The sequence below is a fragment of the Streptomyces sp. NPDC104831 genome (assembly GCF_055583025.1).
In genome coordinates this window covers 1-17,007 of sequence record NZ_JBVJOT010000053.1, presented here as the reverse complement: position 1 = coordinate 17,007, position 17,007 = coordinate 1, and the positions used below count along the sequence as shown (strand labels likewise).

Below are 17,007 nucleotides of genomic sequence, written 5' to 3'. Positions count from 1 at the left end.
CGCTGACGGCACCGGCCTAGCCTTTCCAGGACAAAAGGGTATCTAAGCGCTGCGGAAGGGGTTGTCCATGACGCCAGTTCTCGAATACCGGAGCAACCGGATCGTCGAGCTGATGGAGGAGCCCGCCGAGCGCCGCGACGCCGACTGGCTCAAAGAGTCACTTCAGCAGGCGGTGATGCTGGAACTCGCCACTCTTCCGCCGTATTTGTCCGCGATGTGGTCCATCGAGCCTCAGAGCGGGGACGTGTTGAAGGCGCTCAAGCGGATCGTCTTCGACGAGATGTCCCACCTCGGCCTCGCCGCGAACATGCTCACCACCATCGGTGGAGTCCCCCGCCTCGGCGACGTGCACACGGTGCCGAAGTACCCCGGTCCACTGCCCGGCGGTGTACGTCCGTCGCTGACCGTCTTCCTGAGCGGGCTGTCGAAGGATTCCCTGGATCAGTTCGCGCAGATCGAGAAGCCCGACGATCCGATCGCGGAGGCCCGGTCGCACGCCTCCATCGGAGCGTTCTACACCGCGATCCTGGAAGCGTTTCAGGACCACGCGGAGCTGATCACCGGGACTCACCAGCTCGAACGGGACATGCAGCACCATGGCGCGGGAAACAGCCTCGTGGCACTCAATTCGCTTGCCGACGTGGAGGCGGCCATCGAGGTGATCAAGGAGCAGGGCGAGGGCACCTCCGCCTCGCCGGAGAATCCGCACCCCGGAGTGACCGGCGAGCTCGCGCACTTCTACGTCTTCCGGGAGCTCTTCCACGGCCGCAAGCTGATCAAGGTCGCCGAGAACCCGGACCGGTGGGAGTTCACCGGAGACGTCATCGCGATGCCCGGTACCCGCCCGATGGGTACGGTGCCCGAGGGCGGCTGGGGAGCACCGGGGCAGCCGACCCCCGACGCCCAGACACGGGAACTGCTGGACCAGAGCAACCAGGCGTACAGCCGGATGCTGGACCTGCTGGAGGACGCCTGGCAGGCGAACACCCCGGACACGGCGACCGGCCTCCTCGACGAAGCCGTCTTCAAGATGTTCGGTCTCAAGGGGCCGGCCCGGGCCCTCATGCTCCGCGAAGTCCCGGGCAGCGGCGGCAAGACCTACGGACCGGAGTTCCAGTACGTCGACGACTAGGACCGACCGGCAGGTCGGCCCGGTGAGGAACCGGAGAGCTTCCGGGTGGCCCCGTATACGCCGTCGGAGGCGAGCAGGGCGGCGGTGGAACGGGCGAGCGGTCTGAGCGACTTCCGGATCCGCGGCGTGCGGGACGAAGCCGTGGAGGCGCTGTTCGCCCGGGCGAGAAGCCGACAGCGACAGGGGCGGCCACGTCCCGCCGACCATCAGCGGCATCGCCCGGTCGACGACAGCCGTGGACAGCCCCGCCCTGCCCAGCCGGTGGGCCGCCGAACCGATAGGGGACGGCTTCCGCGTCCGGCTCGCCGGACACACGCACGAGCGGGTGCTGCTGCGCTTACGGCAGGAAACGGACATGACCGCCTCGCTCCCCAGATCCGCGCGGCGGCCCTCGCGCAACGTCCGGCGGACGCCGGTCCGGACGGCGAACTCGCGGTGTGGAAGTCCGGCCGCCTGGCGTTCGACCGGCGCCGGCCGCGCCTCGTCCAACGCGGGGCCGAGGCGGCAGCCACTGAGACGCATTGCCTAGTGGCCGGACAGGATCCCCGACGTGCCGCTCGCCGATTCGAGGCCGCGGTGAGCGGCCACCCTGAGGCGTGCAAGCGATCCCGGGCGATCTCCCTTACCGAGTTGGCTTCCCTCATGACGGCCAAGGACGATCCACGGCGGGCTGCCGCGATCAATCACTCGGCCCTCAACGAAGTCGGCCGGTCAACTTCCCGCCATGCCTCAGCCAATTCGGCGCAGCCGCCACCCGCGCTCCAGCGGCAAGGCGACTGCCGGTGAGCGGCTCGCAGGGGCCCCGGCCGCCCGCGAGGCGTCCGGCCGGGGGCGCTCCGCCGGACGGCAACGCCCCACCTCGGCTCCAGATGCGGGGCGTTGCCGCCCGGCGGAGAATGAAGTAACGAGGGCCGGCACCCGGACTCGGGCGACCACACGATCTCCTTCACTCCGAACATCTCACGAGCGGATTGTTCAAAGGATCGAATCCGGGCGACCCGAACGACTTTCGAGGTCCGCCATGAGTGCCACGGATCAGTATTCAGTCCTGCGTCCGAGTGATCTCGTGTCGCTGACGATCCGTTCGACAGGCCTGCAGGAAAGAACCAGTACCGCCGGGGTCAGGGAATGGGTCGCCACGGGCGAAGGCCGCCTGATCGTCGACCTTCAGCCGCAGCACGTCGCGGAGAGCGTGGTTGGCTCGCCCTCGGTACAGGGGCGCCCGGCGGGTCCGACCAGCCTGCACTTCATCGTGCCGACCGGTCGCGTCATCCCCCTGACCGTCGAGGGTGTGCTCGCCGCGGCGAACGAGCTGAAGCTGGTCGGCACGCCTCGCGAGCAAGGAAAGGCCAGCACGCTCGAGCTGCCGTGGCGGCTGCTGCTCGCCGTCGAGGACAAGGCTCGCTGCCGGCATCCCCGCCGACCCGCGACCAGTGACGCCGGCGTCACCGCGCTCTGGCACACCCGTGTCCTGGCGCCGTCCTCGCCCGCGTACTCGGCCGTCTTTCCCTTCGCCAGCCTGCCGCTGGAGACGCCATTCTCCGACAGCACCCCGCTCGCTGACGGCGTCAAGAAGATCGCCGCCCGGGGCCACGACCACCCCGGTACGCCCGTCGCCGTCGACACGCTCGTCCTCTCCGCGTGCGGAGCGTGGTTCTCCGGTTCGGTGAGCTACCCCGACCTGGAGTGGACCCACCGTGTCGTGATGGGGCGCGACGTCTACGTCCGGCTGCTGCAGCGCGGCGTCCTGTTCCCCTTCGGGAACGAGGCATCCACCGTCGAGGTGACTGAACGCAAGTTCGACCCGGTCACCGGGGTGGCGGGACTGCACCGCACCCTCACGCTGGTCGTGACGCAGCCCGTCCTCGAGTACGGCATCGAGCAACGGCACGAACGTGAGTTTCCGTTCCACCGAGTGGCGATCGAGCCCGTGCTGGTGACGCCGCTCGACCGGCCCCCGTCCAGCGACCGCGCCCATTGGCTGACCCGGGACGGCCGCCCGGTGATGTTCACGGTCCACGCATCCTCCGCCGGCGACGTCGTTCCCCTGCGGCTGCCGCTGATCTTCGCCGAGAAGGGCACCGATGTCGGGCACCTCAACGCCCTGTACGCGCAAGGGGGGCCGCGGGAGGATGCCGAGGTGACCCCTGGACCGCCGACGGCCGTCGTCGACCGGGCCGTTCCGCTGGTGTTGCGCCGGCGGGCGGACAAGGTCGTGGAGGCGGTCGAGCGCACCGAACAGCACGTCCGGACGCTCACCCTCGCAGCGACCAGGATTGGGAGCGGTACCGCGTTCCACCCTCGGATCGCCGGGCTCGAGGTGCTGCTACCCGCCGTGCAGCAGTTGCTGGGGCAGCACACGACCATCCGCGCAACGCTGGCGCGGGAGATTGCGGACGCCGCGGGGTCCGTGTCACCGCCGGACGTCCTCCTGGAGCTCCCTGACAAGGTCCCGGTGAACTTCGCCGCCGCCCGGGCCGCCGTCGCGGCCGCGCCGTCGATGGCCGTGGACCGGATCCATCGCGAGCTGGGTCCCACGGTGGCGAATTTGCCCACCGACCCGGCGAAGCTGTTCGACCGCGGCGCCAAGCTGCTCGGTGTCGTCCCCTTGGTGGACATCATCGGCCAGGTCACCGAACGTCCGACGATCATATGGTCACGCACTCCCACGCCGCGGGCCACCCTGCACTGGACCGAGTCCCTGACCCGCGAGAAAGGCCCCTTCAAGCCCCTGGCCGATTGCAGGGTGACACTCGACGTACGGACGGAGCTGGTCGGCGGCCGGCCACGGACCACGACCGACGGCACGGTGACCAACTTCGCCATCGGCATCCCCTCCCCCGAGGACGACAAGTACCTGGTCAAGCTCGGGTTCACCGCCTTGCGGTTCCACGCCGAACCGGGCGAGCTCCCGAAGACCACGCTGGTGATCAGCTCGGCGCGGCTCGGCCAGCAGCTGAAGTTCGTACAGAAGCTCAGCAGCTACCTCCCGGGCATCGGCGGCAAGGCGCCCACCGTGGACATCGGCAGCCGCGAGGTGCGGGTCCGGTACGCGCTCGCCGTCTCACCACCTCCGCAGTTGGGGGTGTTCGTCCTGCAGAACCTGCTGCTGCAGGCCGGCATCACCCTGTCGCTCGGCGACGATCCGGTGACGGTCGACTTCTCCTTCGGGGCGCGGGACCGTCCGTTCCTGGTGACCGTGATGGGATTCGGTGGCGGCGGCTACCTGGAACTGGGCATTCGGGCCGGCGGTGACGACTCCGGCCTGGAGCGGTTCGTCGGCGGCATCGAGTTCGGAGCCGCCGTGGCGATGGACTTCGGTGTCGCCCGCGGTGAGGTGCACGTCTTCGGTGGCATCGTGTTCACCAAGCGGGGCAGCACGATCGAGATCGCGGGCTACCTGCGCATCGGCGGATCCGTCCGGGTCCTGGGCCTGATCTCGGTCTCCGTCGAACTCACGATCAGCCTGACCTTCGTCGAACCGAACGTCCTGCGCGGCAAGGCCCGGCTCGTCATCGCGATCGACCTCACCTTCTGGTCCACCTCCGTCGAGATCACCTGCGAGAAGACGTTCACCGGTTCGGAGCAGGCCGTGGCCCCCCACGACACGGTCGCGCTCACGGCCGCGAACCCGTCCTCTGTGCAGCACGCATGGGGTCCGGTCGGATCGTCGTTCCCCTGGCACACCTATTGCAAGGCATTCACACGGGAGTGATCATGGCGCTCGCCCTCACCCGTCAGTTCGTATGGACCGTCATACCCGGGGGCCGCGCGGAGACCACCGAAGGAAGCCGGGCCCTGTTCTCAGTGCTACTCACCCCCCGGTTGCTCGCCCCGACCGGGACCACGCCGACCGTCGCGCAGTTCGGTATGCAGACCTGGCCGTCGCGCCTGAAGGATATGGACTTCGCCGCCCACCGGGGCGACCGGCGGCTCACCCTCACGCGGCTCCGCCCCACCACCGAGGACGGCCGGCCTCTCTGCACGACGGAGCAGCAACTGTCCGCGTGGCACACGGCGTTCCCCGCCTCCCTGCCCGTCCGGCCCTATCAGCCGACCAGCTACCGGGACCGTCAGGTTCGGGTCTTCCCGGCGGACGAGGCCGGTACGGTGATCAAGCAGGCGTACGCCCGGACCACGCGGGCCCTCGCCCGGACCGACGCCCGCGACCACCGGCAGCGCGCCCGGCGGGAGGAGGCGTTGCAGGAGATCGCGCGGAACTGGCAGTTCGCGGCGACACTCTCCGGCCGCAACACCGGCGAAGCCGAGGAATCACCGCTGGTGCGGGCCTACCTGTTCTACCTCCGGGAGAACCCCGGCCTCACGACGCCCGCCGAGGAGGAGGCCCGGGTCCTGGACTTCCATGACGTCGTCGCCCGGCTGGCCGGCCATCCCCTCCTGCTGCGCACGCTAGGCCTGGTGGTCGACTTCGCCGTGCCGGTGGCCGAGCTGGCCTCCACGGACGGCCCCGCACACCTCCGCGTGGAGCCCCTGTGGCCCGATCCCGACCCCGGTGCCCCGGCCGGCTGGACCAACGCCCGCCAGGACGATCTGCGGCCGACGACCGCCTACTCGCTGGCCGGCTCCCGGTTCGTCCCGCTGATGCCGCCGGTAGCGGGGACCGCCCGCCCCCAGGGGATGCTGCCCCTGGCCAAGGTCACCCTGGCGGGCACGCCCACGAACTCCCCCTACGCGGTCATGCCGTTCGACGTCGACAGTGCGTCGCTGCGGATGGTCAGCATCGCCCAGTCGGACCGCGGCCAGGTGCCACCGGAGGCGGCACACGCCGCCGGTCTGCCCGCGCTGCGCTCCACCGGCTTCTCCCTGATCGAACGCAACCGCCGGGAGGAACACTCCGCACGCCTGCAGCGAGCCACCGACCGGGACACGCCGCAAAAACTCCTGGGCTCACCGCTGACCGCAGAGAACCTGCTCGCGGGGTACCGGCTCGACGTCTTCGCCGCCGGAAAGTGGCACTCGCTGTGCCGACGCCAGGTCCGCTACACCGTCGGCGAGGTCGCCCTCCCCCCAGAACCCGGTCTGCCGGGCCTGCTGGACGAGGGCTTCGTCCCCGTCGGCTCGGCGACGACCAGCTCCGGTGCGGGCACCGCGCTCCACGTCCATGAGATCGTGGCCCGCTGGGACGGCTGGAACCAGGTGGTGCCCCGCCCGGACCGGGTGGTGGATCCGGTCGGGGCCGAGCCGTCGACGCCGTTCACCGCCACCGCCAAGGCCGTCGACGGGTCGCTGCCCCGACTGAAGTTCGGCTCGACCTATCGGTTCCGGGCGCGGCTGGTCGACCTCGCCGGCGGTGGGTTGCGGCGCGACCAGCCCGGCTCGGAGGACGCCACTGAGAAGATCGTCCACCGGCGCTTCGAGCCCCATCCGGCACCGGAGCTGTTGCCGACCGCGGCCTACGTCGACGGCGCGGGACCGCACCGCATGGTCGTACGGACCGAGCGTGGAACCGACCCGGCCGCCTACGCCGCGGCACACGGCTACCCGGCCGCCGAGCTCCGTTACCTGTTCCCGCCGAAGAGCTCGTTCGAGCTGGCCCTGCAGTACGAAGGGGCCTTCAGTACCGCGTTCGGACCGGATGCCTCCCTGGACGAGGTCCGCAATCAGTACGAGATCGCCACCCGCGCGGACAAGGACGTCGCGGAGATCGCCGGGGCACGCCTCGAGACAGCCCCGGACGGCTCGGGCACCTATGTAGTCGTCCCCGCGGACCCCCCGTTCCCGAAACCGGCATGGCTGGCCGACCGCGGGACGATCTGGGTCAACCTCCGGAACCGGCCGCGGCCGACCGATCCGGTCACCGGCAATCCGGGAACCGCCGACGGGTTCGACTCGAAGGACTCCCAGAGCCTGTGGCGGGGGACCTGGCCGGACATGGAGCCCATCGCGCTGCGGGTCGAGCCGGCTGCCGACGGGTGCACCATCAGACGCAGCCCCGGTTCCGGCCCTCGCACGTTCACGGTCTCGCTGGGGCCGGCCGAGCAGGTCACCGTCGACATCCCCTCGTGTCCCTCCATGCTGGCCGTCCCGGACCTGGGCATCCCGCACTGGGCCGGTGCCACGCAGGATGCGAGCAACCCGGTCAACATCGAGGCGGAGTACGGCCGCAACCCGCTGGTGAGCCCACCGCGCACCGTCACCCTGGTCCACGCGGTGCAACGCCCCCTGGCCCACCCCGCCGGCCGGTTCCGTGCCGTCCGGCACATGGGCGACACAGACGCCGAGCTGGAGACGTCGGCATTCCACATCGACGTACGCAGCACCGGCCGGATCGACGTCCAGGCGGAATGGGACGATGTCGAGGACATCATCCCCGCCCGGCCGGTGACGAGGCGGATCATGGCGAACGTCGGCTCGTTCGAGATCGCGCACAAGCCACCCCTGCTGAAGCCACCCGACGGTGCGTTCCCGCCGATGCGCCACGAGTTCGGCGACACGCGGCGCCGGAAGGTCCGCTACACGGTCACCGCCGTCTCCCGTTTCGGCGAATACTTCGGCCGGGTCATCGCACAGGATCCGCAAGCCTGCACGGTCACCGGGAAGCTCGCCGAGGCAACCGACGTGGCGAGCACGACCAGGCCTCCGGCCCCCAAGGTCCGCCACGTCGTACCGAGCGCCCGGTGGACCCGGTCCGTCGAAAGCGGCGGAGCAGTGATCCGGTCGTCGCGCAGCGGAGGCGGCCTGCGCGTCATGCTCGAACGGCCATGGTTCGTCACCGGCGCCGACGAGGCGCTCGCCGTCCTGGCCTGGCCACGGTCGTCGGCGCCGCCCACCGACCAGCAACGGCGCCACCTCAGCCTGGCCGGCCGCGACCCTCTGCAGGCCACCACGGCACTGCCCGCCGTCCTCGACGACACCCACGTCCGCGCGGACGTCTCTGGGACGGTGAAGCCGGCGGAACTGCAGGGCGCCCCGGCCGTGGCAATGGCCCACCACCTGGACGCATCCTCGAACTACGACGAGGAGGCCGACTGCTGGTTCGTCGACCTCGACCTCTCCCCCCTCGCCGCGGCCTCGTACCGCCCGTTCGTCCGGCTGTCGCTGGCTCGCTACCAGGAGAACACCGCCGACCTCGACCAGCAGTTGTCCCCGCCGCTGGCGATGGAACCGGTCCGGCTCCTCCCGCCGCGCGATCTCGTCATCACCCGCAACGCCGGCCGGGCGGGAGTCGTCCTCAGTGGTCCGGGACCGACCGGGCCTCCCTTCACCACGGTCCGTGCTGAGCTGCAGGCATTCGCCGGTGACCCACGCGCGGCCCGGGACGGTCTGATCGGGCCATCAGGCTGGACCACCCTGGCGCAGACGACCGGGCGGCTCGGGGACAACCTCGCACTCGACCTGCGGCCCACCGACGCACGGCCGATGCGTATCGCCGTCACCGAGGCCGAGTCCGCTCCCGGAGCGGCGGGCGGGCCGGCGGGCCTCGTCTACGCCGACCTCGCCGAACTCACATGACTGCCCACGCCCGGAGGAAAGACCAATGGTGTTCCAACTCTTGCCGGAGACAGAGCCACTCGAACTCCGCGGGGGCGCTACCGGGCCACCCCTCCCGTTCGGCGTGCCCATCGAGGCAACCGAAATGTTCATCCGCGTGATCGCTCTCTGGCACGACAACCGTCCGCTCGTCGGGCGCGACCCGACGTTCGAGCTCAAGTCCGGTCGTGACGGCCGGCTCACCCCCGTGGACGCCGGGAGGGGCAAGGTCGAGATCTGTGAGACCGAGGGTGACGTCGTGGCCCTGGCCGTGGTCAGGCGGCAGCCCGCGGCCAGCTACCTCATCGCCCTGTCCGGGCTCGAGGAGGACCCCGGACCCTGGCACCTGCGCATCACCAACAACGACGCGGAGACCTTGCGGTTCACCTGTGTCGCGTCGTACCGCGAGGAAGAGACCCTGCAGCCATGGATGGCGCTGGAGTGCGCCACCACGTCCCACGGTGGTCTGCCGGCGCTGCACGGTGAGAACCCCGAGACCCCGATCACGGTCCGGAACTCGGGCACCGCGCCACTGGTCATCCACGATCCGCCGGGCACCCGGCTGGGTTCGGACCGTTCGCCGGTGGTCCTGCGGCGGCGGCCCGCGTCGATCGCCCCGCACGACACGGACGAGCTGGTGGTCGAGTGCGGACAGGTCTCCTTCGCGGACCGCTTCAGCCACACCTTCGACACCAACGACATGAACCGCGCACACACGACCCTGTTGTTCGAGGTCCTGCCCCGTTCCGCCCTGCACGACTCGCCGGACGAGGAACCGGCCTTCTGCCGAGCCTGCGGGCGGTGCCCTGCCTTCGTGCCGCCACCGCTCGCGGTGGGCGGTCCCTGCGAGACCTGCGGGCATCGGGGGGCCGAGCACTTCGATGTCCCGCCCGACCACCGGAACGTCTAGGGCAGCGATCTGGAGAACGGGCCGCTGCCCCGACGCCGGGCACGGCCTCTCTCCACGCCGTGAGAAACGGGGATATGCAATGAGCGTGATCCAGATTTTCCCCTCGGACGAGCCGCTGACGCTGACCCCCGGCCAGACCGGCCCGCTGGTCGCCTTCGAGGTACCGATCGAGCCGGTGCCGATGTTCCTGCGGTTCATCGCCCTGTGGACCGACAACACACCGCTGAACCGTGCCGCCCCCACCTTCGGGATCAAACTGGGCGAGGGCCTCATCACCACGGTTGCCGCGGACGACACGGAGGTCGTCATCCCCGGCCCGAAGGAAGGAGGGACGGCGCGCTGTCGGCGCTTGAACGACGACCTCTATCTCCTGACGGTCGTCAACCACACGGAATCGAGGACCAGCTGGCGACTGCGGATCAAGAACAAGGCCGACCGGACGTTGCGTTTCGTCTGGGTCAACTCGAACGTCAAGGACGACACGTTCCAGCCGTGGATGGCAGTGGACGACAAACTGTCCATCACTGGCAGAAGCCCGGCCGGCTTCGTCGTCGTGCGGAACTGGGGGACCGGAACGCTCACGATCGACGACAGTCCGGAAACGCCGGTCGGCGGGCAGGAATCCCCCGTCGTCCTTGTCCACCGTCCTGCGGAGATCGCCCCGCATGGCGTCGATCACCTGGTGTTCAGATGCGGGGACGTGCGCAGCCGCATGAACCTCGAACACACGTTCAGAACCAACGACGACAAGACCGCCCACACCACCTTGCAGATTGTGGCCGACCCAGCCTGAGGGGCACACCGGATCACTTGACATCGATCCTCTGAACCGCGGGTGAAACACACAGCGCTCCCGACGAACGGTTCGCGAACGGACAGGTGCGCGCCTCAGGTGACACGCATTCGACCGAATGCAGCAAGGAGAAATGGATCATGGTATACGAACCGTTCCGAACCTCCCGTCTGGCCGAGAACGAGACGACCTCTCCGATGGAGTTCGTCGTGCTGCTGGGTGCCGAGCAGACGTTCCTCCGGACGATCGCGCATCTGGAGGCCAACGTCGTACACGGCGGCGCGCCGCCGACGTTCTTGATCAAGGCAGGCCTGGGCGATCCCACGGCGGTGGAGGAGGGTGCCGGCCCGGTAGACATCCCGGGAAGCGGAGGAACGAGCGTGGCAACAGCCGATTGCCGCCGTTCGGCTGAGGACATCGACACCTATCTGGTGACCCTCAACCACGGCGCCCCCTCCGGCCCCTGGCTACTGCAGATCAAGAACAACGAGCCCGAAGCGCTGGAATTCGTCGGCTTCATCTCGCACACGGAGGACGAGACCCTTCAGCCCTGGGCAGACTTCTCACGACCCCACCTGCAAGGGAGTGAAGTAGAAACCACTCACGGAATCGGCGTGCACAACGTGGGCACCGCACCGTTGATCATCAAAGATGCAGTCGGCTCGCTATTGGGCGGCAGTGGGTCTCCCTGCATCATAACGGCCCGCCCCAACTCGATCTCCCCTCACGACGCGCACTCAGTTTCCGCCAAATGCAAGCCTCTCGTGGCAGGGCGCGGAGAACGGTCGCAAGAATTTGTGCACACCTTCAATACGAACGACCCGGATCTTGCGCATTCTCGGGTCAGCTTCACGGTTGTGTGGCCGAGATTCCCCACCATGTGCCTCCCCGACGAAGGATGCTTCGCAAAATGCAAGAGATTCGTTCCGCGGATGCCGCCCGACGAGTTCCAATGCGAAACCTGCTTCCATGATGCAGGTTTTCACGGACTCCCGAGTGATCCTGATCACAATCCACCCTGAATCGGCGTCGACGGCCCTGTCATTGTCACGCAGACGGTACGCCAGGCCGACTGACCATTTCTCCGACATGCACATTGGGCGGAATGGTGGAAGACTCGGCAGTGAAGTGATATAAGCCGTGCGCCGACGAAGGAGCCGCAGCCCCCTCAGGCCGTACAGCGACCGACGCGCGCCCGGAGCAGCGTGACACACCGGTCGGATTCCTCCGACTTCAGCGGTACCCAAACCCTGGACTACCCCAACTCATGACATGAGTAAAATATTCAACACCGACCAGCTGTATGTCGCGGCCACCATTCCGGTAGGGAACAGGCCGACCGGCGTGGCGGTGGATGTCCACAACCGGGTCTTTGTCACCAACAGCGGCAGCAATTCCGTGTCTGTGATCGATTTCTCGGCCGAGACAACGCCCGTCACTGTTAATGTCGGATTCTTCCCGGAGAGCGTGGCATCCGATCCACAGTTCGGCACGTTCGTCGCCAACAGCGGTGATCACACCGTGTCCGTGATCAACAGGCTCAACGTTGTCGTCAGTACCCTGAACGTCGGAGGCCTGCTTGAGCCACCGCCCGACATGGCGAGGGTAGCCGTCGATCACATCCTCAGCCGCGCCTACGTGAGCAACCGCAGTGGTGACAGAGTGGCGATAGTTCACACCAGCACCGTCCCACCCGTCGTCTTCCCCGTACCCATCACTGTTCATCGCTCTCTTGGTGTGGCTGTCGATCCCATCGATCACCGCTTGTACGTCACACAACCCGACTTCGACACCGTGTCGGCAATCGACCCCTCGACACATCAAACGGTTGCGACCATCCCGGTCAGGCGGCGGCCCAGCGGTATTGCCGTCGACTCCCCCAGGCGTCGCGCCTACGTCGCCAACTCCGGCTCTACGACGGTTTCAAGGATCGACGTCACTACCGGTAGCGTGGTCGATGTGGACGTCGGTGCGCACCCGGTCGATGTGGCGGTCGATCCTCGGGGGAACGTCTACGTCAGCCACTCCGACGGCAGCGTAAGGGTGATCGATGCCGGGTCCGGCAGCGTAACCGCCACGATCCCGGTAGGAACCAAACCGGAAGGGGTGGCCGTCGAGCCCCACAGCAATCGGGTCTATGTCGCCAACAGCGGTGACGGCACCCTTTCAGTGCTTGACGCTGCCGACGGTCACTGACCGCGCCCGCCGTGCTCAAACCGCAGGACTGCGGCGCTCGACCCCTGGCTCGTCGTCGGGCGGCGAACTGATCGGGCGGCTCGCTCTGCTTGCCGTTGCCCATCCCCCGCTACGGCACGCGCTACTGGCTCTCCGACCGCGGCGTGCGCCGCCCTGTAGGGCTACGCGGAGCGCGAACTCGGCTCCACCGACACCTTCGCCGACGTCACGTCGCCCTGCTCAGGCGGGGTTGGGCTTCGAGCCGGTGGTGGATTTCGCGGAGTACACACGCTTCCGCCTGCTACCTCGTACAGCAGGCTTGAGGCGGTGGCGCTCTCGGTCGGGGCGCGGCCGGCGGAGGCCTGGCCCGCCCCCGTCGTACCCCACCGGTCACCCGGCTGCTTACGCCCGGGGATCAGGGATTACCACTGGTAGAGGTACTGGTTCCAGGTGCCGTGGTAGCCGGTCCCGTAGTACGTCCACGTGTCGGTGTCGAGCAGCAGCACATGGCCGCCCCAGTACACGGCTTCATCGAGCTGGAAAACGGCCCACCATCCCGTGTGCTGCGTCGGGGTGCGGCTCGTGCGCACCGCCCGGGACTGGAACCAGGCCCACATGTCCCGGGCCCGGATGGGCCGACGGGCCGGGGTGCCGCACCGAGCGTGGATGTGGGGGTTGGCTGTGGCGAGTTCCGAGTATCCCGCCCGGATGAAGGCGTCGGAAAGGAAGTGTGCGCAGTTGTTGGCGTACGCGTCACCGCCCAGACACGATTCCGTCCAATGGCTCCCCACGGAGGAGAGGGGCGGGAGGGTGCGGGGGACCGCCAGCTGGGCCATGCCTCGGCCGGCGGGGCGCGGAGCACCCGCCAAGTCCTCGGACGGCGGAGGGGCGATGTGTTCCATCTGATCGACGGTCACCCGGCCCGAGGGGGCCGGGTCCCCCTCCAGCCGAGAAGAGGTCGGCGGTGCGATGTTCTCCATGGCGACGGTAAGGGGATCCGGCTCACCGGCGCGCATCCGGCTCAACCGGAATGCCGTGACTCCTGCCCTCACCCATACCCTGACCCGGTCCTCACCGAGCTGTTCCTTTTCCATGATGTCGGACTTGGCGAACGAGTAGACGCATGCGTCGGACACCGCCACCAGCATGTTCCCCGGGATGTTGCCGTCCTCCTGGCTGTAGCCCTCGAAGGGAACGGTGGAATTGCGCCTCCCGGCCCGCTCCATCAGCGCACCGAGGTCCTTTTGTTGAGGATTCATAATTTTCTCGGCCATGGCGATTACCTTGTCAACAATCGAATCGCGGTGTCTGTTGCGGCCTTTCCCCTGTTTCAGGGTGCTCCTGTACGCCGGGGGGCGCCACCCGGCGGGCCAGGCCGTGTCCGCACTACGTTGAGGTGATCGTTCCGGCGGGACGCGCTGCTCACGAGGCTGTGCTGGCCGTCGGCCGGATGGTGCCGTACCGCGGCGAGCGCCGCGCTCGCGGCGGTCATGTTGGGGTCATCCGTCCCCGGCACCGGCATCCTACTGGCCCGCCGCGGTGTGACCGGCTTCGAGATCCTCGCCTACCTCGAAGCCGTTGTGTGCGACCTTGCCGCGGTCACCGTGTGCAACCTCGACGACGCTGAGGCGAAAGCCTTCGCCGCCCGCCGCCAGGAGCGCTGACCCGATCTGAAGACCGAGGTCGCTCTCAGCGTCGAGGGCCCGAGCACCGGCTGCCCTCGGTCTCCTTCTCCGGTCATCAGCACGGGCCTGCCCAGCCGGCGCCCGAGTCGATCTCACCGGCCGACATCGGCCAGAAGTTCAACTGCATATCCGCGACAGGCCATACCTTCAGCAGGGCCGTGTCCGCGTCCGTGGGCCGTGACAGCACCTCCTGCACCGAGGGCGCGAACGCAGCCTTCCGAGTACTCCCATGGCACCCGCTCGCCCCGGCCAGGTCGAACACCGCCTGCCAGTCATCGACCGAGGTGTCGGTCACGGAGACATCAGGCAGCGCACCCATCAGGTCAGGGTCGGGGAAGTTCCTGACATCATCCCACAGCAGATCCGGCATGCCGCCATGCTGCCCGTCAGCCCGGCCGAACGCAGCTCGATTCCGTGACGAACCCCGTAGAGGCACCCCCGTGCGGGCACTACCACGCGCCCCGGGAATACGATCGCCTGGCCAGTCCTCTCCAACTCACCAGCCGCCGCACCGTCTGGCGCCCCAAGTGCGGTCCGGCCCTCAGCCGCCCGACAACCCTTCCGCCGCTCGACGTCGAGACTCCGCAGACCCTGGTCCCGGGTCAACCGGCCATCTTCCACCTCACCTTCCCGGAACAGGCCAGCAGCCTGTGCGCCATCCATCTGCGCCCTCGCTCCACCCGGCGCGGCTCCTACGATCACGCTGTCCTGATCGCCATCCCGGGCAGGCACACCGTCACCCTCACCTCGCTCGTGTACCCGCTCCCGGGGCTGGACAGGTTGGGGGTCGTACACGCGCCGGTCCTGGTGTTGTTCCAGGCGGTGTACCAAACGTTGCTCCAGTCCTTCGACGACACCTTGCAGACGGCCGAGGTGGGCCGCGCGGATCACCCGGTTCGGAACTCGGCTACGGCCGGCCGCCCTGGCCCCCCAGAGCGGTCAGCGCTTCGTCCGTGAGCCGGTACACCGCCCACTCGTCCTGGGGACGGGCGCCCAGTGCCTCGTAGAAGTCGATCGCGGGACGGTTCCAGTTCAGTACCGACCATTCCAGGCGCTCGTAACCGCGTGCGACGCAGATGCGGGCGAGCTCCGTCAGCAGGGCCTTGCCGTGGCCGCCGCCGCGGGCTCCGGGACGGACGTACAGGTCCTCCAGGTAGATGCCGTGCACACCCCGCCAGGTGGAGAAGTTGAGGAACCACAGCGCGAAGCCCACGACTTCCCCAACGGCGTCCTCGGCCACGTGCGCGTAGGCAGCCGGGCGCTCGCCGAACAGGGCCTCGGTGAGTTGCTCCTTCGTCGCCCTGGCCTGGTCGAGTGCCTTTTCGTACTCGGCGAGCTCGCGAATCAGGGTGTGGAGGACGGGGATGTCGGCGGGGGCCGCGGTACGGATCATGCCCTGAGTCTCACCTTGGCGTTTAACATCGCGGGTCACTCGTCCTGCTGACCTGCGGTTTTTCACGGGACAGCGGAGGCGGCCGTTCTCCACGCTTCGAGATGTCGAGTAACGAAGAACGAGAGAACGGCCGCTGCCCATGAGTCTGCCCGTCGATGTGCCCGGAGGTGAGGCGTTGGGTCTGTTGTCCCGCTTTCGGGTCGAGTTCTACGAGTGTCTCTACCAGCGGGCGGATGCGCTCTTCGAGCTCACCGACGCGGTGCTGTGCGCGGACGGGCCGGTGAAGACGCTGGTCGAGCTGTCCCTGGCAGTCGAGCACCAGCGTGGGCATGGCGCCCTGTATGCCGCGCTGGACCGGGGCTGGCTGGAGCCGGTTCGACTGCGCCGCGCTCTGGCCGGCCTGCCGCTGCCGAGGGCGGCCGACGGACGGATCGTGCTCGCTGTGGATGTGTCGCACTGGCTGCGGCCCGATGCGCCGACCAGCGACGAGCGGCTGTTCTGTCACGTCTACGGACGCGGCGACCGCAAGACGGACCAGTTCGTGCCTGGCTGGCCGTACTCCTTCGTCGCCGCTCTGGAAACGGGCCGCACTTCCTGGGTCGCGCTCCTGGACGCGGTCCGCCTGGGTCCGGCGGATGACGCCACTCAGGTCACCGCCCGCCAACTCCGTGACACAGTCGTCCGGTTGATCGCGGCCGGGCACTGGCGGCCGGGCGATGCCGAGATCTTGATCGTCATGGACTCCGGCTACGACACCGCCTACCTCACCCACGCCCTGGCGGACCTCCCGGTGGTGCTGGTCGGACGTCTGCGCTCGGACCGCGTCATGCTCCGCGATGCCGGCCCCGCCCGCTCCGGACCGCGCGGAGGACGCCCCCGTCGGCACGGCGGTGTCCTCACCCCCGCCAAGCCCGACACCTGGCACACCCCCGACGTCACTACCTCCACCAGCACCACCCGATACGGCACCGCCGAGGCGACGGCCTGGGACCGGATGCACCCCAGACTCACCCACCGCGGCCCCTGGCTCGACCATGCCCACGAGGAACTTCCCCTCCTTCACGCCACGTTGATCCGGCTGAAGGTCGAGCACCTGCCGGGCAACCGCGACCCGAAACCCCTCTGGCTGTGGTGCTCAGCCACCGGCGCCACACCCGCAGACATCGACCGCTGGTGGCAGTCGTTCCTCCGCAGATTCGACCTGGAACACACCTTCCGGCTCATGAAACAGACCCTCGGCTGGACCACCCCGAAGATCCGCCACGCGGACACCGCCGACCTGTGGACCTGGCACATCATCGCCGCCCACACCCAGCTCCGCCTCGCCCGCCCGCTAGGACGTGTCCGGCCGATCATGTGACTACTTCGCAGTGGTGTCGTTGATGGGGGCATGGGGCGGGGAGATCTGACGGATGCCGAGTGGGAACG

The 17,007-nt window shown here is 68.6% G+C and carries 11 protein-coding genes and 1 pseudogene; 9 read left to right on the top strand and 3 right to left on the bottom strand.

Features of this window, described 5'->3' with window-relative positions; genetic code table 11:
* Positions 1–67 precede the first annotated feature (67 nt).
* The 7 genes from ACZ63H_RS29930 to ACZ63H_RS29900 all read left to right on the top strand — a co-directional run bounded on the left by ACZ63H_RS29930 (position 68) and on the right by ACZ63H_RS29900 (position 12,522).
* The gene (locus ACZ63H_RS29930) at positions 68–1,132 is read left to right on the top strand and encodes a ferritin-like domain-containing protein (RefSeq protein WP_469870376.1); all 1,065 of its coding nucleotides are present in this window, start codon (positions 68–70) and stop codon (positions 1,130–1,132) included.
* Positions 1,133–2,384: 1,252 nt separating this feature from the next.
* A complete protein-coding gene (locus ACZ63H_RS29925) occupies positions 2,385–4,847 on the top strand; it encodes a hypothetical protein (RefSeq protein ID WP_469870374.1) in 2,463 nt (820 codons plus the stop codon).
* 185 nt (positions 4,848–5,032) lie between these two features.
* Positions 5,033–8,605, top strand: coding sequence for a hypothetical protein (locus tag ACZ63H_RS29920; RefSeq protein WP_469870373.1), 3,573 nt, complete (start codon positions 5,033–5,035; stop codon positions 8,603–8,605).
* Between the two features lie 136 nt (positions 8,606–8,741).
* Positions 8,742–9,533: a hypothetical protein gene (locus ACZ63H_RS29915; protein ID WP_469870371.1), complete on the top strand. Its 792-nt coding sequence runs from the start codon at positions 8,742–8,744 to the stop codon at positions 9,531–9,533.
* A gap of 85 nt (positions 9,534–9,618) precedes the next feature.
* Positions 9,619–10,326, top strand: a complete 708-nt coding sequence (locus ACZ63H_RS29910) for a hypothetical protein (RefSeq protein WP_469870369.1) — start codon at positions 9,619–9,621, stop codon at positions 10,324–10,326.
* A 140-nt stretch (positions 10,327–10,466) separates the two neighbouring features.
* Positions 10,467–11,348, top strand: a complete 882-nt coding sequence (locus tag ACZ63H_RS29905; RefSeq protein ID WP_469870367.1) for a hypothetical protein — start codon at positions 10,467–10,469, stop codon at positions 11,346–11,348.
* A gap of 250 nt (positions 11,349–11,598) precedes the next feature.
* On the top strand, positions 11,599–12,522 hold the full coding sequence (locus ACZ63H_RS29900) for a YncE family protein (RefSeq protein WP_469870365.1): 924 nt from the start codon (positions 11,599–11,601) through the stop codon (positions 12,520–12,522).
* Between the two features lie 401 nt (positions 12,523–12,923).
* Here the strand turns inward: ACZ63H_RS29900 and ACZ63H_RS29895 are convergent, their stop codons facing one another.
* Complete coding sequence (locus tag ACZ63H_RS29895; protein WP_469870363.1) at positions 12,924–13,775, bottom strand: hypothetical protein; 852 nt, start codon at positions 13,773–13,775, stop codon at positions 12,924–12,926.
* 267 nt (positions 13,776–14,042) lie between these two features.
* Between ACZ63H_RS29895 and ACZ63H_RS29890 the strand changes: the two genes are divergently transcribed.
* A complete protein-coding gene (locus tag ACZ63H_RS29890; RefSeq protein ID WP_469870361.1) occupies positions 14,043–14,165 on the top strand; it encodes a hypothetical protein in 123 nt (40 codons plus the stop codon).
* Between the two features lie 76 nt (positions 14,166–14,241).
* Here the strand turns inward: ACZ63H_RS29890 and ACZ63H_RS29885 are convergent, their stop codons facing one another.
* Positions 14,242–14,556, bottom strand: coding sequence for a hypothetical protein (locus ACZ63H_RS29885; RefSeq protein ID WP_469870359.1), 315 nt, complete (start codon positions 14,554–14,556; stop codon positions 14,242–14,244).
* A 537-nt stretch (positions 14,557–15,093) separates the two neighbouring features.
* Positions 15,094–15,579 (bottom strand): GNAT family N-acetyltransferase, encoded by a 486-nt coding sequence (locus ACZ63H_RS29880; RefSeq protein ID WP_469870357.1) that lies wholly within the window; start codon positions 15,577–15,579, stop codon positions 15,094–15,096.
* Between the two features lie 139 nt (positions 15,580–15,718).
* Here ACZ63H_RS29880 and ACZ63H_RS29875 point away from each other — a divergent pair.
* Positions 15,719–16,915 (top strand): annotated as a pseudogene (locus ACZ63H_RS29875) (NF041680 family putative transposase); the annotation flags it as partial.
* Positions 16,916–17,007: the final 92 nt, after the last annotated feature.